Origin of the sequence: Neisseria canis (assembly GCF_900636765.1) — a bacterium.
Classification (GTDB): domain Bacteria; phylum Pseudomonadota; class Gammaproteobacteria; order Burkholderiales; family Neisseriaceae; genus Neisseria; species Neisseria canis.
In genome coordinates this window covers 589,242-610,551 of sequence record NZ_LR134313.1, presented here as the reverse complement: position 1 = coordinate 610,551, position 21,310 = coordinate 589,242, and the positions used below count along the sequence as shown (strand labels likewise).

Sequence of the window (21,310 nt, the reverse complement as noted above, 5' to 3'; positions counted from 1 at the left end):
TTTAGGTGACTTTTAGTCTTTTTTAATTTAAGAATGACTTTTATTTAAAAAATATAAAGGGTAACCAAATGAACTTATACAATAATGGAACATCTGCTTTCGGGTTTAGTGGATGGCGCGCAGACCCTCCGGAAACTTTCAACTCATCGGATTGGAGGCATATTTCCAGCCCGCAAGCTTCAGATTATGTCCGTTCACCTTCTTCTGCACCCCAAGCATCTGATTATGTACGATCTCCTGCCGAATCAGAAGCACCGATTACAGAATCTCCGCCCCCGACTATGCCTACTGCTGAAATCTCCGCAGCTGATAACAAACACTATAGTATTCAAGAATTGCAAGAAATAGGCAGCAAACCAAAAGAAGAAGTTATCAATTTTTTTAAAAATATTGGCGGCACCGTTGAGAAAGTTACAGAGGAGGGCAGAACGGTTGAACGCTACGAAAGTTCCGTGTTACCGGGAAGAGTTTTTACTGTTACAGATAACAGTTCATTTTGGGTAACAAACTACCACACTCCTGCCACAAATACGTTCGAAAATAATGCTGTTTCTGTAGATTCCTCTCATGCAGTAGCATCAGACAATGTGAAACTAAGCAATGATGAAATTACGGCCATTATAAACAGCCAAAATAACTCTACTCCACAAGCGCAGGATTACACGGCTACTCAACCTCCACAAGCTCCTTCATCGGCTTCATCTCCAATAAATACCGCATCAAATCATAATCCCAAACAACCCCAAAATGATATTGCTTCATCCAAGCAACCGAACACCTCTTCTCTTAATGAAAACACCAATTCCATTCCCGAGCCTCTAGCAAACGTTCAAAGCCAACAACCCGATAATACAAATACGGCCACCAACACAACCCCACCGTTAAACCAAAGCATTAGCACCTTAGGCAATGCAGCTACGATTGCTAATGCCGCTGCAAAAAATCCACATCAAACCTTTTTGGCAGAAGCCGAAAAACTGAAGAACAGTGCATCTCTAAAACATGATTTAGCTTCTAGCTTTTCACATAGTATTATGGAATTTGAGCAAGGCAACATATTGGATGAACGCAAGGCTTATTATGCCAATAACCGTGAAGCATTAAATCAGGCAATAGATAAAATCCGTGCCGATGCGGCAGAACTAACACAAAAGCATGGGGACACTGCCGGTAAAATTTATTTCCTTAACGGAATTTCCAAAATCACCGGTGCTATTGGAAATCTTGCAGACGCTTACGAATTAGGCGACCGCATCAAAAATGCTTTTGATAATGACAACTGGAGCCCTGTGGTGGGACAAGTCAGCAAAATAGTTGCCACATCGGCAACCGCAAGTACAGGTGCGGTAATTGCCAGAAGCGCGGGGTTGCTCTTGGCTGCTTCAGGCCTCGGTACGATTGCAATGGGCGTACTTGCAGGAGCAGGAGTTGCTATTATCATTAGTAATAGCATCGATTATTTAGAGAAATACGTTTCCAATTCAGATCAGTGGAATTTCAAAAATGCTGACAATAAATATACCGATTTGGTTTTAATAGGTAATCATAGTAGCCAAGAGCATATTAAACTTAAAGCTGAAAATGTTACTTTAATTGGTAAGAACCATTTTAAAAATTTAGAAATTGAAAGTGAAACCGTTACCATCATTGGTAATACGAATGAAAATTTAATGATCAAAAGCCCTAAGATTGAAGTTATCCCCGGAAAAGATATTTCCGATAAATTTATGCAAGAACCTCTTTTGATCAATGAAGATTCAAAAACAGAAGAAACATTTGCTGAATCGTCTATCCAAGAAAATCCCCATGCTGAAAACCCAATTCAATCCCAAGCAGATAAAACAATTATCTTGGATTCGGATCCTTATATCAATCAAGCTTATTTGGAAGCTGCTGCGGCCAAAGCACAAAAATCCCCACAGGAATATTTAACGTTTCTAACGCAAGTACCTGAAATGGAAGATATTCCGGATCCAAGCTTAATTGATTCAATTATCGAATACCAAACAATGGAGTTGGAAAAAATTTTTAATAAGCCGGCTGAGGAGTCTACGCCTGCTGTCCCCAAAGAAAAGACGGCTTATCCTGATATATCTTTACCTCCTTCTACAGATCATCCCCCTGAAACCTACCTATAAAGTAATTGGAAACCTATCATGCGCGGCTTTGTCCCGGCATGATGGCACAACCATAGTCAATCCGTTTATATAATAACGGTGCCGTCATATTCGGGCTTGCCCCGAGTATGACGAGCTTACTATTTTTAAGTTGATTAGCTATAAATTAATAGGTTAACTGAAGATCCAAATTGGTTACGACTTTTTAAACTGTTTGAATAATTCAAGAGAGACTTTCCAATGAAAGAAAAAATTGAACCCTATATTATGTGGGGAATTATTGCTTTCTCGGCGTTGATTTTTGTTGTAACACCTGCTCACCCTGCCAACCCTTCCGATTTTGCATTGGAACAATTTATAGATAATTATTTATTCGGCAACGGTTATTATCATCCGGAGGCTTATCCGCTGGCAGCCAAAGCCACCAATAGCGTTTCCACTATTTTGGCTTTTTTCTGCGCCGTTGCGGTGTCCATTTGGAAATGGGATTGGCCGCACAATTTCCATCAAGCAACAACTCGACATATCGTGCAAGCCAGTTTGTTTTCATTAGTGTTACTCGTATTTTTCCTATGGCTCAGTACGATGCCGCAAGAAATGTATGACAGATCGGGCAGTAAAAATTTTTTGGCTAAACCTTATTTTCAAAACACGCCTTTTTTATTTTTGACGGGTATAGGCTTGAAAAGCTCCATCATTTATGTGTTTACGCGCTACTTCGGAATATTTTTCAGCAGTTTCCGAAAATAATAAAAGTTTGGGTCTGAATATGGCATGAATTGTCGTTTTATCTGAAACTTTTGTGATTTATCGAAAATCAAATATTGCAATAAAGTATAAAATATCCCTTTCACTGCAATAATCTAACAATTTCAGAGAGGAGTTAATATGAGTTTGTTTTCCCTGCAAGGTCAAGTAACTTTGGTAACTGGTGCAGCCAAGGGTATTGGCAAAGGCATTGCCCAAGTGTTGAAGCAGGCAGGTGCGGATATTGTGATTGCCGATATCGACCGCGAACAAGGCGGGCGGACGGCGGCCGAATTGGGCGCCCATTACCAATATTTGGATGTGCGTTCGCAGCAAAGCTGCCGCGAGACCGTTGAAGCGGTTGCGGCCAAATTCGGCAAGCTGGATATTCTATGCTCCAACACAGGCATTTTCCCGCAGAAAAACCTTGCCGACATGAACGAAGCCGATTGGGACGAAACCCACGGCATCAACCTGAAAGGCACGTTTTTTATCGTGCAGGCTGCCATTCGCGTGATGCAGCCGAAGCATTACGGGCGGATTGTGATTACCTCATCCATCACCGGCCCGGTTACCGGCTTTCCCGGCTGGAGCCATTATGGCGCAAGCAAGGCCGGGCAGCTCGGCTTTATGCGCAGCGCGGCGCTGGAATACGCGCGCCACGGCATCACCATCAATGCCGTGATGCCCGGCAATATTCTGACCGAAGGCTTACAGGCGCAAGGCGAAACCTATCTGAACCAAATGCGCGCCGCCATCCCCATGCATACCCTCGGCACGCCGCAAGACATCGGGTACGCCGCCTGCTTCCTCGCCAGCAAAGAAGCCGCCTATATTACCGGCCAAACGCTGATTGTTGACGGCGGCCAGATTCTGCCCGAATCACCCGAAGCCCTGCTTTAAGCATTGCTATCGTCAATCAACTTAAAAATAGTACGTTCGTCACACTCGGGTCAAGCCTGAGTATGACGGTATCCTTAATTATGTAAGTAGATTAGCTATCAAACTTGGACAACACCAATGCCTGTCTGAAAAACTTTTCAGACAGGCATTGCTTTGCCTAAGCCGCCTCTGCGGCAGGCAGCCGAAAATGTTACAATGCCGTTTTCACAACCATTTTCACAACTATCCCAGTCCCATCATGAAGAAAGCAGCCGCCCCAAAATCATTTGAAGAAGCGCTCAAGCGTTTGGAAACACTCACGCAAGCCATGCAAAGCAGCGAAATGCCGCTGGAAGAAGCGCTGGCCGCCTATCAGGAAGGCAACGAGCTGGTGAAATACTGCCAAGCCAAATTGGCCGAAGTGGAGCAGAAGCTGCAAGTTTTGGATGCGGGCGGGCTTAAGGAGCTGAATCTTGATGCAGGCGAATGATTTGAAACTGTGGCAGCAAAAGGCGCAGGCGCAAACCGAGCTTGCGCTTGAGCGCGTGCTGCCTGCAAACCATGCCGTACCCAATACCCTACACGAAGCCATGCGTTATGTCACGCTCGGCGGCGGTAAGCGTCTGCGCCCGCTTTTGGTGCTGGCGGCTTCCGAGTTGGGAGAAGCCGATTTTACGGCGGTGGAGCAGGCGATGGCGGCGATTGAGATGGTGCATGTTTATTCGTTGGTGCATGACGATATGCCTGCAATGGATAACGACAGCCTGCGCCGCGGAAAACCCACCTGCCATGTGCAATACGACGAAGCAACCGCGCTTTTGGTGGGTGATGCGCTGCAAACGCTGGCATTTGATGTGTTAAGCCGCCCGGCCAATCTGCCTGTCGCGCGCCAGCTGAAAATGGTGGCTGTGCTGGCAAAGGCCGCGGGCAGCCTCGGCATGGCGGGCGGGCAGGCGATTGATTTGGCCAATGTCGGCAAAGCGATGAGCCAGGCTGAGTTGGAGCAGATGCACGGTTTGAAAACCGGTGCGTTAATCCGCGCAGCGGTAATGCTCGGTGCATTGTGTTGCCCGAACCTGAACGATGATGACATAGCGCGTTTGGATGCCTATGCCGAAAAGCTCGGTTTGGCTTTTCAAGTGATTGACGATGTGCTCGACTGTGAGGCCGACACTGCCACTTTGGGCAAAACCGCCGGTAAAGATGCGGATAATGATAAGCCGACTTATGTGAAACTGATGGGCTTGGCCGATGCCCGCGCTTATGCGGAAACGCTGGTTACCGATGCCGTGTCGCTGTTGGAGCCTTTCGGTGAAAAAGCCGCCCGCTTGCGCGGCTTGGCCGAATTTGTTACTGCGCGCAAAAACTGATGCTGGTTGGTCACAATGCCTGTCTGAAAAAGGTTTTCAGACAGGCATTGTTTCGTTAAGGATTATAGTCAATCCACTTGTATAATAACGATACCGCCATATTCAGGCTTGACCGGAGTATGACGAGCGCACTATTTTTAAGTTGATTAACTATAACGCTTAACGCCATACCCGTACAAAAGCCCGAGTATGGCGTGTTTGTTTAAGAGATTCGGTTTAAGGATTGCTGTATTAAATCAGGTTCAAATCGCTAACCCGGTCAAACAGATGATCCGATTTGCCGCCTTCTTCGTGAAGCTGGATGCGCAAGCGCAAATCGTTGGCGGAGTCGGCCTGGCGCAGGGCTTCGTTGTAATCGATGACGCCGTTGTTATACAGGCGGAACAGATTTTGGTCGAATGTCTGCATGCCGTCTTCAGGAGAGCGCTGCATCAATTCTTTGATCGCCATCAAATCGCCTTTGAAAATCAAATCCTGCACGGCGGGTGTGTTAATCAGCAAGTCCACGATAGCCGTGCGGCCTTTGTTGCCTTTTCTCACCACTAAGCGCTGGCCGATAATGCCGGTAAGGTTCATGGCAATGTCAACCAACACCTGCTTGTGGCGCTCTTCAGGATAAAGGTTCATGATGCGCTCGATGGCTTGGTTGGCATTGGTGGCGTGAATGGTGAATACGCACAAATGGCCGGTTTGTGCCAATTGTAGGGCGTATTCCATGCTTTGCTGCGAACGCACTTCGCCGATACACACCACATCGGGTGCTTGGCGCATGGCGTTTTGCACGGCCAAATCCCAGCTTTCGGTGTCGATGCCGATTTCGCGCTGAGTGATAATGCATTTTTTCGGCGTATGCAGATACTCAATCGGATCTTCGATAGTAATCATGTGGCCGGGAAGGTTGTGGTTGCGGTGGTTGAGCATCGCTGCCATCGAGGTGGATTTACCCGAACCGGTCGCACCCGCCAGAATCAGCATGCCGCGCGATTTCAGAATCAAATCGTTCAACACCGGCGGCAGGTCAAGCGCTTCCACCGTCGGAATTTCGGTGTTGATACGGCGCAATACCAAGCCGACGCGGCCTTGTTCGTGATAGGCGTTTACACGGTAGCGGGTGTTGCTTTTCGATTGGATGGAATAGTTTAATTCCAACTCGCGCTTGAAGATTTCTTTTTGCTCGTCGTTCATGGTTGAATCGACGATGGCTTTGGTGTCTTCCGCGGTAAGCATCGGCATCGGTACAGGCATCAGTTTGCTGTTGAGCTTCATTGCCGGCGGAAAGCCTGCGCTGATAAAGATATCGGATGCACCGCGATCTTCGGCGTCAAAGCACATACGGTCGAGAATCGGGTGGATATGCACGCCGATGGCCGAAGGGGTGGGTTTTTGCTGGAATGAAGAGCCGTTTGAAGCGACTTGTTTGTCGGCATAGGCGGCAACCATGCTGCTGAGCAGGTCTTGCAGGTCTTTGTGTGATTGGTCTGACATGATATTCTGCCTTGCTGAAACGGGTTACGCGAAGTCGGCGTTCTGCGCTTTGGCGCGCGCGGTTTCCGGGCTGATCACACCTTGGCGGACCAGATTTTGCAGCGCTTGGTCAAGCGTTTGCATGCCGTGGGTTTGGCCGGTTTGCAGCACGGAACCGATTTGGGCGATTTTGTTTTCGCGGATCAGGTTGCGCACGGCAGGAGTGGAAATCATGATTTCGTGGGCTGCCACACGGCCTTGGCCGTCTCTGGTTTTCAGCAGGGTTTGCGAAATTACGGCACGCAGCGACTCGGAAAGCATGGAGCGCACCATTTCTTTTTCGCCGGCCGGGAATACGTCCACAATACGGTCAACGGTTTTGGCTGCGCCGGTGGTGTGCAGGGTGCCGAATACCAAGTGGCCGGTTTCGGCGGCGGTCAATGCCAAGCCGATGGTTTCCGGGTCGCGCATCTCGCCCACCAGAATCACGTCCGGGTCTTCACGCAGTGCCGATTTCAGTGCGTTGGCAAAGCTGTGGGTGTGTTCGTGCAATTCACGCTGGTTGATCAGCGCTTTCTTACTTTCATGCACAAACTCGATCGGATCTTCGATGGTAAGGATGTGCGCCGGATGGTTTTCATTGATGTAGTTAATCATGGCCGCCAGTGTGGTGGACTTACCCGAACCTGTCGGGCCGGTAACCAAAACCAGGCCGCGCGGCGTATCGGCGATTTTTTGGAAAATGCGCGGTGCTTTGAGGTCTTCCAGAGTCAGAACGGTGCTGGGAATAGTACGGAACACGGCAGCCGGGCCGCGGTTGGACATAAATGCGTTGACACGGAAGCGCGCAACATTGGGCAGCTCGAATGAAAAGTCGGTTTCGAGGTTTTGCTGGTAGTTTTTGCGCTGATGGTCGTTCATTACGGAAGTGATCATATGGCCCACTTCTTCCGAAGTCATTTCGGGCAGGTTGATGCGGCGCACATCGCCGTGCACACGGATCATGGGCGGCAAGCCGGAGCTTAAGTGAAGGTCGGATGCTTTGTTTTTTACGCCGAAGGCGAGTAAGTCGGTAATTTGCATAATGTGGTCTCGTTTTATTAAGATACGTTTTGTGGTTTTTTAACCCTTAAAAAATCCTGCATATTCTAAATAATTGCGTCCGTTTAGACCATGCCAAAATTGTATTTGGCGGTAAAACGGCGCAAACCGAGGTGAAATCATGGCGATGTTGCAACAAAATTACCAATCTGTGTTGGCGCAGATTGCAACGGCTGAAAAACATGCTAAACGGCATGACAAAAGCGTACGGCTGATAGCGGTAAGCAAAACGTTTCCCGCATCGGATATCCGGGAGGTGTATGCGGCGGGGCAGCGTGATTTTGGTGAAAACTATATTCAGGAATGGTATGCCAAAACAGAGGAGTTGGCGGATTTACCTGATTTGGTTTGGCATGTTATCGGGCAGGTGCAGTCGAATAAAACCAAGTTTGTGGCCGAGCGGGCGCATTGGGTGCATACCATTGATAAGTTGAAAACGGCTGAGCGTTTGAGTGCTCAACGGCCGCAGCACATGCCGCCTTTGCAGGTGTGTATCGAGGTGAACGTTTCGGGTGAGGCGAGCAAACACGGCGTGCCGCCGCAAGAGGCGGTAGCATTGGCTGCGGCGGTGAGCAAACTGGCTAATTTGAAAGTGCGCGGATTGATGTGCGTAGCCGAAGCGGTGGTCGGTGAAGATGAGTTGAAACGTCAGTTTTTGCTGATGCGTGATTTATTGGGGCGGCTGCAGGCGGCAGGTGTGGATGCGGATGTGTTGTCGATGGGAATGTCTGCCGATATGCCGTTGGCGGTTGCCTGCGGTGCGACACATGTGCGGATAGGCAGCGCTATTTTCGGCAAGCGCCATTATGTTTAAATGCCTGTCTGAAAGCAGCTACCGGGTTTTCAGACAGGCATCGGGTTAAAAGGAGCAATCAGGATATGACAATTTACTTTTTGGGCGGCGGTAATATGGCGGCGGCTATTGTTGCGGGTTTGCACAGGGAGGGCAGGCAAGGCGAAGTGCATGTGGTAAACCGCGGCGCGGAAAAGCGTGAAAAGCTGGCAAAGCGTTATGGCGTGCGCACTTCGGAAACTTTGCCGCCGCTTTCGGCAGACGACACGCTGGTGTTGGCGGTAAAACCCCAAGATATGGAACAAGCCTGTTTGGGTGTGCAAACCAATGGCGCGTTGGTCATTTCGGTGGCGGCAGGATTGGGTGTGGATACTTTGAGCCGTTATCTCGGCGGAACGCGGCGCATTATCCGCACAATGCCGAACACGCCTTCGCAAATCGGCATGGGCGTAAGCGGGCTTTATGCAGCGGATGGGGTCGGAGAAGCAGATAAAATCAAGGCGGAAGCAATGATGCGCCCTTCGGGAGCGGTGGTTTGGTTGGGCGGGGAAGCGCAGATTCATGCCATTACCGGTATCAGCGGCAGCGGCCCGGCTTATGTGTTTTATTTGATGAACGCTTTGCAAGAGGCGGCCAAGGCTCAAGGCTTTGAAGAAAGCGAGGCGAGGGCATTAAGTTTGGCAACGTTTAAAGGTGCGGTTGCGCTGGCGGAGCAAACCGGAGAAAGTTTTGCGGTTTTGCAGCAAAATGTTACATCCAAAGGCGGCACCACACATGCTGCGGTTGAAACATTCAAGCACCATCGTGTTGCCGAAGCCATCGGTTTGGGTGTGGAAGCCTGTGTGGCGCGTTCGCAGGAAATTGCTACCCAGTTTGAATAAATATTGGGGAAATTCGGATCTTTAAAAAAACCGAAGAATAAAATCAGCTTGAAGCTTAATGCTTGCCTGAAAATGTTTCAGACAGGCATAGTGTTTAAGTGTTTAAATCAGGCATAATATGTATAGAATGCCTACCTGAAAGAGAAAACTATGCTGCAAAAAATCATTCAACTGTTGGCGGATGGCTTTGCCATGCTGTGTATCGGACGCTGCTTGTTGCAATGGGGCAAAATGCATTTCGACCATCCGATTGCTCGGTTTTGCAAACAGTTTACCGAATGGTTGGTGCGGCCCGTGAGAAAAGTGTTCAAGCCAATCGGGCGTTGGGACATCGCCTACATTGTGGCCGCCGTGGCCGTTTATTATATAGCGTTTGCCCTGATCGTTTTCCTGTCTTTACCTCATGCAAACCCGGCCAAATCTCTGATTGCCGTTTTGTGCTACACCCTGATCAGCATGGTGAAAACATTGTGCTATTTGCTGTTTATCGGCCTTTTCGCCCGCATGGTGTTGAGCTTTAACAATCCTGCCGGCAAACTTTTACCCGTTTTAAACAATATATTCGAACCCTTATTGCGCCCGTTTGTCTTTTTAAGGATAGGCCGATACGATTTTTCAGGCAGTATATTGGTATTGGTTTTATGGATTTGGCTGGTAACATTTTCACCCAACCTGATTCATCGCTTGGACTTATGGCTCTTATCATAAAGAGCATTGCAGGCAGGAATTGGATAGATTGTGGTATAACTAATACGATTGAAATAGTTACTAATGCAAACATCTATAAAAACAATAATATTAAGCTGTACTCGTGTTATGATTTGTCCCTTCCGAATCAACACAGATAACTAAAGTGATTGGCCTAAATAAATTCACGGTTTTAACTGTCGTGACAATAATAATCAACCTGAAACAAAGAAAGAAACATATATGGCAAAGCTGACAGAACAAGACATTCTCAATTGGAATGGCCCTGAAGAAGATTACATGAACGAAGATCATCTAAACTTTTTCCGTGAGCTGTTGGTGAAACTTCAAGAAGAATTGATTGAAAAAGCCAACATCACAACGGGGCATTTGCAAGAACACGAATCCGCTTCAGATCCCGCCGATCGCGCAACCCAAGAAGAAGAGTATGCCCTTGAACTGCGCACACGCGATAGAGAAAGAAAGCTTATGAGCAAAATCCAATCGTCTATCCGCGCAATAGATGAAGGAGAGTACGGCTATTGCAAAGACACAGGCGAACCCATCGGATTAAAACGCCTGCTCGCCCGGCCAACCGCAACCCTTTCAGTAGAAGCGCAAGAGCGTCGCGAGCAGATGAAAAAACAGTTTGCCGACTAAAAATATTTGGAAAACAAAACAGCCGGGTGGTTTATATATGAACAACCCCGGCTGTTTTATTGAGAAATTTCCAAACTAAATATTGAGTTAAAACAGGGTATTGTTGTATTTGTCCGTATTTTGTTGTTTTGGGGTGTTGACGTTGTGATTGTGTGGGCGTATAGTTCGGTTTCTTCGCTGCTTCGGCAGTGACTGACAGGCCGGTTATTATAGCATAGTGCTGTTTTGATTGGTTTAGCTCTTTAACAATACAGATTACCGATAAGTGTGGGTGCGGCGAGCCCCACACTGTTTGAAAGACAGACAAGAAATCTTGTCGGTTTCTTTGAAGCAGACCAGAAGTTAAAAAGTTAGAGATTGAACATAAGAGTTTGATCCTGGCTCAGATTGAACGCTGGCGGCATGCTTTACACATGCAAGTCGAACGGCAGCACGGAAGAGCTTGCTCTTTTGGTGGCGAGTGGCGAACGGGTGAGTAATGCATCGGAACGTACCGAGTAGTGGGGGATAACTGTCCGAAAGGATGGCTAATACCGCATACGCTTTGAGAAGGAAAGCAGGGGATCTTCGGACCTTGCGCTATTCGAGCGGCCGATGTCTGATTAGCTGGTTGGTGGGGTAAAGGCCTACCAAGGCGACGATCAGTAGCGGGTCTGAGAGGATGATCCGCCACACTGGGACTGAGACACGGCCCAGACTCCTACGGGAGGCAGCAGTGGGGAATTTTGGACAATGGGCGCAAGCCTGATCCAGCCATGCCGCGTGTCTGAAGAAGGCCTTCGGGTTGTAAAGGACTTTTGTCAGGGAAGAAAAGCTTTGGGTTAATACCCTGGAGTGATGACGGTACCTGAAGAATAAGCACCGGCTAACTACGTGCCAGCAGCCGCGGTAATACGTAGGGTGCGAGCGTTAATCGGAATTACTGGGCGTAAAGCGAGCGCAGACGGTTACTTAAGCAGGATGTGAAATCCCCGGGCTCAACCTGGGAACTGCGTTCTGAACTGGGTGGCTAGAGTATGTCAGAGGGGGGTAGAATTCCACGTGTAGCAGTGAAATGCGTAGAGATGTGGAGGAATACCGATGGCGAAGGCAGCCCCCTGGGATAATACTGACGTTCATGCTCGAAAGCGTGGGTAGCAAACAGGATTAGATACCCTGGTAGTCCACGCCCTAAACGATGTCAATTAGCTGTTGGGGCACTTGATGCCTTAGTAGCGTAGCTAACGCGTGAAATTGACCGCCTGGGGAGTACGGTCGCAAGATTAAAACTCAAAGGAATTGACGGGGACCCGCACAAGCGGTGGATGATGTGGATTAATTCGATGCAACGCGAAGAACCTTACCTGGTCTTGACATGTACGGAATCCTCCAGAGACGGAGGAGTGCCTTCGGGAGCCGTAACACAGGTGCTGCATGGCTGTCGTCAGCTCGTGTCGTGAGATGTTGGGTTAAGTCCCGCAACGAGCGCAACCCTTGTCATTAGTTGCCATCATTTGGTTGGGCACTCTAATGAGACTGCCGGTGACAAACCGGAGGAAGGTGGGGATGACGTCAAGTCCTCATGGCCCTTATGACCAGGGCTTCACACGTCATACAATGGTCGGTACAGAGGGTAGCCAAGCCGCGAGGTGGAGCCAATCCCACAAAACCGATCGTAGTCCGGATTGCACTCTGCAACTCGAGTGCATGAAGTCGGAATCGCTAGTAATCGCAGGTCAGCATACTGCGGTGAATACGTTCCCGGGTCTTGTACACACCGCCCGTCACACCATGGGAGTGGGGGATACCAGAAGTAGGTAGGGTAACCGCAAGGAGCCCGCTTACCACGGTATGCTTCATGACTGGGGTGAAGTCGTAACAAGGTAGCCGTAGGGGAACCTGCGGCTGGATCACCTCCTTTCTAGAGAAGAGCAGGTTTGTCGCATTCACACTTATCGGTAAACTGTATATTGAAGAAGCGGTATTATTGAAGAAGCGATTGTAAAGATTGCTTGATGAGACCTGGGTTTGTAGCTCAGCTGGTTAGAGCACACGCTTGATAAGCGTGGGGTCGGAGGTTCAAGTCCTCCCAGACCCACCAGACATTCTCAAAGCAAGAGTAAGCAGTATCGATACTTGAGTAAGAGTATGGGGGCATAGCTCAGTTGGTAGAGCACCTGCTTTGCAAGCAGGGGGTCATCGGTTCGATCCCGTTTGCCTCCACCAAAAACTTCAATAAAAGGACTTTACAAATTAAAGTTAGCTGCTACAATGCGCAGCTCATTTTAATTTGCGAAGTTTGAGACAAAAGTTTGTTTCATATAAACGCATTGATCTTTAACAAATTGGAAAGCCGAAATCAACAAACAAAGACAATGTCGGCTTACTGTAACAGGTAAGCCGCAGTATTTGGGTGATGATTGTATCGACTGAGCTGTGAAACACAAAAGGCACAGTTCAGTACACAACAAGCAGTAAGCTTTGTCAAAGTAAAGTCTTCAAGTTACGTAGGTAGTCAACGCCGAAACAACGAAGTCAGAGAGGTTCTTGAAATGATAGAGTCAAGTGAATAAGTGCATCAGGTGGATGCCTTGGCGATGATAGGCGACGAAGGACGTGTAAGCCTGCGAAAAGCATCGGGGAGCTGGCAATAAAGCTATGATCCGGTGATGTCCGAATGGGGAAACCCACCGTATTTTGTACGGTATCCTTATCTGAATACATAGGATAAGCGAAGCGAACCCGGAGAACTGAACCATCTAAGTACCCGGAGGAAAAGAAATCAACCGAGATTCCGTAAGTAGCGGCGAGCGAACGCGGAGGAGCCTGTATATGATAGCTGTTGAGATAGAAGAACAAGCTGGGAAGCTTGGCCATAGTGGGTGACAGCCCCGTATTCGAAATTTCATCAGTGGTACTAGGTATACGACAAGTAGGGCGGGACACGTGGAATCCTGTCTGAATATGGGGGGACCATCCTCCAAGGCTAAATACTCATCATCGACCGATAGTGAACCAGTACCGTGAGGGAAAGGCGAAAAGAACCCCGGGAGGGGAGTGAAATAGAACCTGAAACCTGATGCATACAAACAGTGGGAGCCTATTTATTGGGTGACTGCGTACCTTTTGTATAATGGGTCAACGACTTACATTCAGTAGCGAGCTTAACCGGATAGGGGAGGCGTAGGGAAACCGAGTCTTAATAGGGCGATGAGTTGCTGGGTGTAGACCCGAAACCGAGTGATCTATCCATGGCCAGGATGAAGGTGCCGTAACAGGTACTGGAGGTCCGAACCCACGCATGTTGCAAAATGCGGGGATGAGCTGTGGATAGGGGTGAAAGGCTAAACAAACTCGGAGATAGCTGGTTCTCCCCGAAAACTATTTAGGTAGTGCCTCATGTATCACTTCCGGGGGTAAAGCACTGTTATGGCTAGGGGGTCATTGCGACTTACCAACCCATGGCAAACTAAGAATACCGGAAAGTGCAATCATGGGAGACAGACAGCGGGTGCTAACGTCCGTTGTCGAGAGGGAAACAACCCAGACCGCCAGCTAAGGTCCCAAATGATAGATTAAGTGGTAAACGAAGTGGGAAGGCCCAGACAGCCAGGATGTTGGCTTAGAAGCAGCCATCATTTAAAGAAAGCGTAATAGCTCACTGGTCGAGTCGTCCTGCGCGGAAGATGTAACGGGGCTCAAATCTGTAACCGAAGCTGCGGATGCACTAAGTGCATGGTAGGGGAGCGTTCTGTAGGCCGAAGAAGGTGACTTGAGAAGGTTGCTGGAGGTATCAGAAGTGCGAATGTTGACATGAGTAGCGATAAAGCGGGTGAAAAGCCCGCTCGCCGAAAGCCCAAGGTTTCCTACGCAACGTTCATCGGCGTAGGGTGAGTCGGCCCCTAAGGCGAGGCAGAAATGCGTAGTCGATGGGAAACGGGTTAATATTCCCGTACTTGATTCAAATGCGATGTGGGGACGGAGAAGGTTAGGTTAGCAAGCTGTTGGAATAGCTTGTTTAAGCCGGTAGGTGGAAGACTTAGGCAAATCCGGGTCTTCTTAACACCGAGAAGTGAAGACGATTGTCTACGGACAAGAAGTAACCGATACCACGCTTCCAGGAAAAGCCACTAAGCTTCAGTTTGAATCGAACCGTACCGCAAACCGACACAGGTGGGCAGGATGAGAATTCTAAGGCGCTTGAGAGAACTCGGGAGAAGGAACTCGGCAAATTGATACCGTAACTTCGGGAGAAGGTATGCCCTTCGATGTGAAAGACTTGCTCTGTAAGCATTGGAGGGTCGCAGAGAATCGGTGGCTGCGACTGTTTATTAAAAACACAGCACTCTGCTAACACGAAAGTGGACGTATAGGGTGTGACGCCTGCCCGGTGCTGGAAGGTTAATTGAAGATGTGCAAGCATCGGATCGAAGCCCCAGTAAACGGCGGCCGTAACTATAACGGTCCTAAGGTAGCGAAATTCCTTGTCGGGTAAGTTCCGACCCGCACGAATGGCGTAACGATGGCCACACTGTCTCCTCCCGAGACTCAGCGAAGTTGAAATGGTTGTGAAGATGCAATCTCCCCGCTGCTAGACGGAAAGACCCCGTGAACCTTTACTGTAGCTTTGCATTGGACTTTGAAGTCACTTGTGTAGGATAGGTGGGAGGCTTAGAAGCAGAGACGCCAGTTTCTGTGGAGCCGTCCTTGAAATACCACCCTGGTGTCTTTGAGGTTCTAACCCAGGTCCGTGATCCGGATCGGGGACCGTGCATGGTAGGCAGTTTGACTGGGGCGGTCTCCTCCCAAAGAGTAACGGAGGAGTTCGAAGGTTACCTAGGTCCGGTCGGAAATCGGACTGATAGTGCAATGGCAAAAGGTAGCTTAACTGCGAGACCGACAAGTCGAGCAGGTGCGAAAGCAGGACATAGTGATCCGGTGGTTCTGAATGGAAGGGCCATCGCTCAACGGATAAAAGGTACTCCGGGGATAACAGGCTGATTCCGCCCAAGAGTTCATATCGACGGCGGAGTTTGGCACCTCGATGTCGGCTCATCACATCCTGGGGCTGTAGTCGGTCCCAAGGGTATGGCTGTTCGCCATTTAAAGTGGTACGTGAGCTGGGTTTAAAACGTCGTGAGACAGTTTGGTCCCTATCTGCAGTGGGCGTTGGAAGTTTGACGGGGGCTGCTCCTAGTACGAGAGGACCGGAGTGGACGAACCTCTGGTGTACCGGTTGTGACGCCAGTCGCATCGCCGGGTAGCTAAGTTCGGAAGAGATAAGCGCTGAAAGCATCTAAGCGCGAAACTCGCCTGAAGATGAGACTTCCCTGAGGGCTTGACCCTCCTAAAGAGTCGTTCGAGACCAGGACGTTGATAGGTCGGGTGTGGAAGCGCAGTAATGCGTGCAGCTAACCGATACTAATTGCTCGTGAGGCTTGACTCTATCATTTGAAGAACTTTGCATTCTGAAGGATGCGGTACTTTGAATATGAAAGCTTATATCAGTCTTGAAGACGATACACATCACAGTTGATTAAAGAATAAATAAGTGGAAGGACTCTTCCATAACGGCTTTCCCGATTTGTACAGTTTACGTCTGGCGGCCATAGCGAGTTGGTCCCACGCCTTCCCATCCCGAACAGGACCGTGAAACGACTCAGCGCCGATGATAGTGTGGATACCCATGTGAAAGTAGGTCACTGCCAGACACCCATTCAGAATCCCCGATATTGTATGATATCGGGGATTCGCTTTTGCTTTTGGCGGTATTGGGTGTATGGCGGTGCAGAGGGGTAAAAATTTAATAGTTGAACTGTTGTAAAACTGATAATAACGGGAAAAACGGCTTGTAAGGCCGGGAGGGTTTGGTTATGATGGCTGTTCATAAAGGGCGGAGGCTCGTTATGTACGGTATATTGACCAAACACATTCGGGAAACCGGCTGTATCATATTAAGGATGGAACATACATGAAAAAACTGATGTTGGGTGTGTTGGCGGCGTTGTCGTGTGCGTGGTCGCTGGCGGCGGTGAATATCAATACGGCGACGGCGGAGGAGTTGAAGGCGTTGCCGGGTATCGGCCCGGCGAAGGCGGCGGCGATAGTGGAATACCGTCAGGCCAACGGTGCCTTTAAAAGTGTGGAGGAGTTGAAGAAGGTGAAGGGTATCGGGGACGGTATCTTCAATAAGCTGAAGGAAGAGGCGACGGTGTCGGGTGCGGCGAAGGCCAAACCGGCCAAACCGGTGCAGCCCAAGGCCAAGTAGCCTTTAACTGGAAACGAAGCTGTTAACACCGATAGTGCAAAAGGCCCGTCAACGGGCCTTTGTTGCGGGTGGGCTATAGTAAATCCACTTAATTTACATTACAATCTTTTCATGACCTATTCAACAGACTTCCGAAAACTTGCCTTAGCCAAACTCGAACAAGGCATCTCCATCCGCAAAGTAGCCCGGAAACCCGGTATCAGTCCCGATACGGTGTATAAATGGAAAAAGAACCCCTTCCCCAAAGGTTACCCTAAAGATAGAAAACCCCGCAAAATCAGTAGGCAGGTACTTCTTCAGGATGCTTCCCAATATCCTGATGCGTATTGTGCCGAACGGGCACAGTGTTTCTGCTATTCAACCAATGCCGTCTACAAGGCATTGAAAAGATACGGTATTAGCCGAAAAAAAGACTAATAAACATCCAGATGCCCGGCTCAGAAAACGCTTCCTTAAACTTAAACACCGTCTTCATCTGAAAAAGCACCCCATTGTCTGTTTGGATGAAAGCGGCTTCAGAACCTCCGCTTTCCGTCCTTACGGCTATTCTACTAAAGGCAGCCTTTGTAGCGACAGCTATAATTGGCAGGGACGCAACTAAACCAATGCCATCGGTGTGCTGGCAACCGGTTATTTGCCGTCGGTTTGTTTGATTGCAGCATTAACCGTCAAATATTTGATGCTTGGGTAGAACGGATGTTGATACCGCAGCTTCCTGCCAACAGTCTGGTGGTGATGGACAATGCAGCTTTCCACAAGGGAGATGCCGAAGCGTTGTTGGAAGGGAAAGGGCATAGTGTACTGTGGCTGCCACCTTATAGCCCCGACTTGAATCCGATAGAGAAGAAATGGGTTTGGGTAAAGGCGCAGCGGCGAAAGCACAAAATAATGGGGACTGTGCTAGATAAGCAGTCATGCTAGACTGCAAAAATGAAGATAACTCATTGTAAATTAAAAAAGAGTATTCAAAAGAAGTTGCTTCAATTTTTGTACTTGAAGTAACCGCCCGTTCTGCTGCCGATTTGTTAGGTATCCATTCCAATTCAGCGGCTATGTTCTACCGCAAAATTCGCGAAGGCATCAGTCATCATCTTGTGTTGGAGGCCGATGCGGCTTTTGATGGTGCTGTCGAATTGGATGAAAGTTATTTTGGCGGACTCAAACGCGGCGGTAAGGTTTATACCGTGGTGGTGGAAAACGCCAAACGGGAAAGCTTGTTGCCTGTTATTACAAAGAAAATCATGCCGGATAGCATTGTCTATACAGATTGTCTGAGCAGTTATGATGTGCTGGATGTGAGTGGTTTTACCCATCATCGTATCAACCGCAGCAAATTATTTGTTGATCGTCAGAACCGCATCAACGGCATCGAAAATTTTTGGAATCAGGCAAAACGGGGACTTCGTAAATACAAGGGTATCGACCGCAAATCTTTCCCGCTGTTCTTGAAAGAATGCGAATTTCGTTTTAATTTTGGCACACTGTCTGAGCAGCTTAAAATGCTGCGAAAATGGTGTGATGTTTAGGGCTTATCTAGTACAGTCCCAAAAAATAATAGAGAGAAGATATTTTACAGCTGGTGTAGGACAAGAATCAGATAATTCATATAAATTATGGTTAAATAATACAGACGACTGCTCTTCAGATGTACTAGAAGATTTTGAGGAAAAGTTACAATTTTACTTAAATTAAGTGGATATACTATATCATCAAATTTTCTTTATATCTTCCGAAAAATCATGATATTTCGACACCCTTATCAGCATTGCGCTCGGAATCGGGCTGGTGGCCAGCTCCGGTTTCCGCGTGTTTCTGCCTTTGTTTGCACTCAGCCTGTCGGCATATTTCGGTATGTGGCCGCTGAATGAAAGCTGGCAATGGTTGGCAAGCACCAATGCTTTGATTATTCTAGGGATTGCTGCGATTACCGAATCGCTCAGCTATCTGATACCGTTTGTGGATAACCTGCTCGACACCATTGCCGTTCCGCTGGCCGGTTTGGCGGGAACGGCGGTGGTGGCTTCTACTGCTGCGGATTTAAGCCCGGCGGTAACGTGGACATTGGCGATTATTGCCGGCGGGGGCGCGGCGGCAGCCATTAAAGGCGCGAGTGCCACCACGCGCATGGCCAGCACGGCCACAACCGGCGGCTTGGCCAACCCTGTGTTTTCGGTTTTTGAAACCGGCATGGCCGTGGTGATGAGCGTGTTGGGCCTGTTTGTGCCGGTGCTGGCGGTATTTTTGGTGGTTGCGGTGGTGTTTTGGCTGTATCGGAAATATACACGCTATCAGCGGAACAAAATGCCTACGGCTTAAGCCGGGTAAAGCAATGCCTGTCTGAAAACAAGTTCTAGTTTTCAGACAGGCATTTGTTTGAATGCGGCGCCGCAAATCCTTATTGCGTCAACCCTTTGTCGGTTTCACACGGCTGAACCAGCACCCACGGTGCCACCACAACCGCCCACATCGCCTGATTATCGGCCACAAACTGCTGCGCTTGGACTTCGCTGACCACGCCGAACTTGCCTTGCTGCATCAGCTTGCCCAGTGTTGCGGTGTCGTCGTCTGCCATCAGGCGGGCGGTTTGGATTAAATCAAGGTCGGGGCTCACATAAACGGCGGCTCCGCGGGCAAAATGCGGCTGAAGCTCTTGCCAGTTGATGCGGGCGGTTTCGAGGTTAAGTTTATCGTTGAGCAGGTCGGACATGGTTTGGGTTTCCGGTGTAAAAAAGTGAAGCGGTATTATACCGATCTTAGTGCAAACAATGCCTGTCTGAAACAAGGCCGTTCGGACAGGCATTGTTTACTGTTCGGCAGCAATTCAATCCTATTTAGGCAATTGGACAGGCATTGATGATGTTTAAAGATAAAACCAACCGAACAGTTTTATGTTATTTATGAGGATTTTATGACAACAGACAAATTATGCCAATGAAATTTGATTTTCCGTTAAGTTTGTTGTATTTTGTAATCGCCAACTTAATGAAAGATGGCTAAAAATAAGTCGCAAAGGAAAAAAGAGAAATCTGTTGGGATAAAAAGCCGCCGGAAATGTTCGAGCGGCTTTTTCTGTCGGAGCGTGCTGCAAATGCCTGTCTGAAATCCTGTTCAGACAGGCATTGTTCATTTTTGAATGATAGTTATAAACACTCTGTTTCGTTGGCCAACATCTCTTCGATGGTTTCGCGGCGGCGCACGAGTTTGGCTTCATTACCGCCCACCAACACTTCGGCGGCACGGGCGCGTGTGTTGTAGTTGCTGGCCATGCTTGAAGCATAAGCTCCTGCGCTGCGCACCACCAGCAAGTCGCCCGGTTTGGCGGCGATTTCGCGGTTTTGGGCGAGGAAATCGCCGGTTTCGCAAACCGGGCCGACAATGTCGGCCAAAATCGGCGCGGCATCGGTGGGTTCTGCGTTTTCAATGTGGTGGTAAGCCTGATAAAGCGCGGGGCGCATCAGATCGTTCATGGCGGCATCAACAATCACGAAATGCTTTTCTTCGCCCTGTTTGATGAATTCAACCCTTGTCAGCAGCGCGCCTGCGTTGCCTACCAAGCTTCGGCCCGGCTCGAGAACCAGCTGCTGCGGGCGCTTATCCATCATCTTGGCTACGGCATCGGCATAAGCCTGCAAATCGGGCTTTTGTTCGTTGTGGTACACAATGCCCACGCCGCCACCTAAGTCGATATGTTGCAGCGCAATGCCGGCGGCTTCGAGCTTATCGACCAGCAGTAAAATGCGTTCGCAAGCTTCTGTCAGCGGGGCGAGGTCGATCAGTTGCGAGCCGATATGGCAGTCGATACCGGTGATGTTCAGATGGGGTAGGGAAGCGGCATAGCGGTAGGCGGCTTCGGCTTCGCTCATGGCAATGCCGAATTTATTGGCTTTCAGGCCGGTGGAGATATAGGGGTGGGTTTTGGCGTCCACGTCGGGGTTGATGCGCAGGGAAACCGGCGCTTGTTTGCCCAGCGCGGCGGCCACTTGGTTGATGCGGTCGAGCTCGGGCAGCGATTCTACGTTGAAACATTTCACGCCGCTTTTGAGCGCGAACTCAATTTCTGCTTCGCTTTTGCCTACGCCGGAAAAAATGGTTTTGCCCGCATCGCCACCGGCCGCCAATACGCGCGCCAGCTCGCCGCCGGAAACAATGTCGAAGCCGCTGCCCAATTCGGCAAAGCGGCGGATAACGCTCAGGTTGCTGTTGGCCTTCACGGCATAGCAGATCAGCGGGTTGAGCGTTGCAAAAGCGGTTTGGTAGGCTTTAAAAGCTTCATCCAGCGCGGCGCGGCTGTACACATAAAGCGGTGTGCCGAATCGGGCGGCAAGCTCGGTGTAGGTGAGTTGTTCACATTTGAGGGACAT

At 49.1% G+C, this 21,310-nt stretch carries 17 protein-coding genes, 2 tRNA genes, 3 rRNA genes and 1 pseudogene; 19 read left to right on the top strand and 4 right to left on the bottom strand.

Annotated features, from left to right (window positions below; translation table 11 throughout):
* Nucleotides 1-68: 68 nt before the first annotated feature.
* From EL143_RS02990 to EL143_RS02970, 5 genes are all read left to right on the top strand, one after another.
* Entirely contained in the window at nt 69-2,138 is a 2,070-nt protein-coding gene (locus EL143_RS02990) for a hypothetical protein (protein WP_126326534.1), read from the top strand.
* A 219-nt stretch (nt 2,139-2,357) separates the two neighbouring features.
* Nucleotides 2,358-2,867: a hypothetical protein gene (locus EL143_RS02985; RefSeq protein ID WP_085416015.1), complete on the top strand. Its 510-nt coding sequence runs from the start codon at nt 2,358-2,360 to the stop codon at nt 2,865-2,867.
* 138 nt (nt 2,868-3,005) lie between these two features.
* Entirely contained in the window at nt 3,006-3,767 is a 762-nt protein-coding gene (gene fabG / locus EL143_RS02980) for a 3-oxoacyl-ACP reductase FabG (protein ID WP_085416014.1), read from the top strand.
* Nucleotides 3,768-4,005: 238 nt separating this feature from the next.
* On the top strand, nt 4,006-4,236 hold the full coding sequence (locus EL143_RS02975) for an exodeoxyribonuclease VII small subunit (RefSeq protein WP_085416106.1): 231 nt from the start codon (nt 4,006-4,008) through the stop codon (nt 4,234-4,236).
* Nucleotides 4,223-5,116: a polyprenyl synthetase family protein gene (locus tag EL143_RS02970; protein ID WP_085416013.1), complete on the top strand. Its 894-nt coding sequence runs from the start codon at nt 4,223-4,225 to the stop codon at nt 5,114-5,116. Before EL143_RS02975 ends, EL143_RS02970 begins: the two co-directional genes overlap by 14 nt.
* Nucleotides 5,117-5,347: 231 nt before the next feature.
* Here EL143_RS02970 and EL143_RS02965 read toward each other — a convergent pair whose 3' ends face one another.
* Both EL143_RS02965 and EL143_RS02960 read right to left on the bottom strand, forming a co-directional pair.
* Nucleotides 5,348-6,601 carry a PilT/PilU family type 4a pilus ATPase gene (locus EL143_RS02965; RefSeq protein WP_085416011.1) on the bottom strand — a complete coding sequence of 418 codons (1,254 nt, stop codon included), beginning with the start codon at nt 6,599-6,601 and terminating at the stop codon, nt 5,348-5,350.
* A 24-nt stretch (nt 6,602-6,625) separates the two neighbouring features.
* Nucleotides 6,626-7,663, bottom strand: coding sequence for a type IV pilus twitching motility protein PilT (locus EL143_RS02960; RefSeq protein WP_040667268.1), 1,038 nt, complete (start codon nt 7,661-7,663; stop codon nt 6,626-6,628).
* Nucleotides 7,664-7,802: 139 nt separating this feature from the next.
* On the opposite strand from EL143_RS02960, the gene EL143_RS02955 reads away from it, so the two are divergent.
* From EL143_RS02955 to EL143_RS02890, 14 genes and pseudogenes are all read left to right on the top strand, one after another.
* Complete coding sequence (locus EL143_RS02955) at nt 7,803-8,495, top strand: YggS family pyridoxal phosphate-dependent enzyme (protein WP_085416010.1); 693 nt, start codon at nt 7,803-7,805, stop codon at nt 8,493-8,495.
* 65 nt (nt 8,496-8,560) lie between these two features.
* On the top strand, nt 8,561-9,355 hold the full coding sequence (gene proC / locus EL143_RS02950; protein WP_085416009.1) for a pyrroline-5-carboxylate reductase: 795 nt from the start codon (nt 8,561-8,563) through the stop codon (nt 9,353-9,355).
* A 150-nt stretch (nt 9,356-9,505) separates the two neighbouring features.
* On the top strand, nt 9,506-10,063 hold the full coding sequence (locus tag EL143_RS02945) for a YggT family protein (RefSeq protein WP_085416008.1): 558 nt from the start codon (nt 9,506-9,508) through the stop codon (nt 10,061-10,063).
* A 222-nt stretch (nt 10,064-10,285) separates the two neighbouring features.
* Nucleotides 10,286-10,702, top strand: a complete 417-nt coding sequence (gene dksA, locus EL143_RS02940; RefSeq protein ID WP_085416007.1) for an RNA polymerase-binding protein DksA — start codon at nt 10,286-10,288, stop codon at nt 10,700-10,702.
* A 359-nt stretch (nt 10,703-11,061) separates the two neighbouring features.
* A 16S ribosomal RNA gene (locus tag EL143_RS02935) occupies nt 11,062-12,602 on the top strand.
* Between the two features lie 103 nt (nt 12,603-12,705).
* Nucleotides 12,706-12,782: transfer RNA gene (locus tag EL143_RS02930), tRNA-Ile, on the top strand.
* 49 nt (nt 12,783-12,831) lie between these two features.
* Nucleotides 12,832-12,907 (top strand) — tRNA-Ala (locus EL143_RS02925).
* A gap of 333 nt (nt 12,908-13,240) precedes the next feature.
* Nucleotides 13,241-16,127 (top strand): 23S ribosomal RNA (locus tag EL143_RS02920).
* A gap of 152 nt (nt 16,128-16,279) precedes the next feature.
* A 5S ribosomal RNA gene (gene rrf / locus EL143_RS02915) occupies nt 16,280-16,392 on the top strand.
* Together the 16S, 23S and 5S rRNA genes with 2 tRNA genes alongside form the textbook arrangement of a ribosomal RNA operon.
* A gap of 260 nt (nt 16,393-16,652) precedes the next feature.
* Nucleotides 16,653-16,949: a ComEA family DNA-binding protein gene (locus tag EL143_RS02910; RefSeq protein WP_085417575.1), complete on the top strand. Its 297-nt coding sequence runs from the start codon at nt 16,653-16,655 to the stop codon at nt 16,947-16,949.
* Nucleotides 16,950-17,060: 111 nt separating this feature from the next.
* A complete protein-coding gene (locus EL143_RS02905) occupies nt 17,061-17,366 on the top strand; it encodes an IS630 transposase-related protein (protein WP_085417536.1) in 306 nt (101 codons plus the stop codon).
* 279 nt (nt 17,367-17,645) lie between these two features.
* A complete protein-coding gene (locus tag EL143_RS12905) occupies nt 17,646-17,870 on the top strand; it encodes a transposase (protein ID WP_408634065.1) in 225 nt (74 codons plus the stop codon).
* A 9-nt stretch (nt 17,871-17,879) separates the two neighbouring features.
* A pseudogene (locus EL143_RS02895) lies at nt 17,880-18,475 on the top strand (IS1595 family transposase).
* 259 nt (nt 18,476-18,734) lie between these two features.
* Nucleotides 18,735-19,265, top strand: coding sequence for a DUF4126 domain-containing protein (locus tag EL143_RS02890; protein ID WP_232001331.1), 531 nt, complete (start codon nt 18,735-18,737; stop codon nt 19,263-19,265).
* A gap of 79 nt (nt 19,266-19,344) precedes the next feature.
* On the opposite strand, the gene EL143_RS02885 is transcribed toward EL143_RS02890, so the two are convergent.
* Together EL143_RS02885 and lysA are read right to left on the bottom strand one after the other, a co-directional pair.
* Entirely contained in the window at nt 19,345-19,656 is a 312-nt protein-coding gene (locus EL143_RS02885) for a DUF2288 domain-containing protein (RefSeq protein ID WP_085417538.1), read from the bottom strand.
* 433 nt (nt 19,657-20,089) lie between these two features.
* Nucleotides 20,090-21,310 carry a diaminopimelate decarboxylase gene (gene lysA, locus EL143_RS02880; protein WP_085417539.1) on the bottom strand — a complete coding sequence of 407 codons (1,221 nt, stop codon included), beginning with the start codon at nt 21,308-21,310 and terminating at the stop codon, nt 20,090-20,092.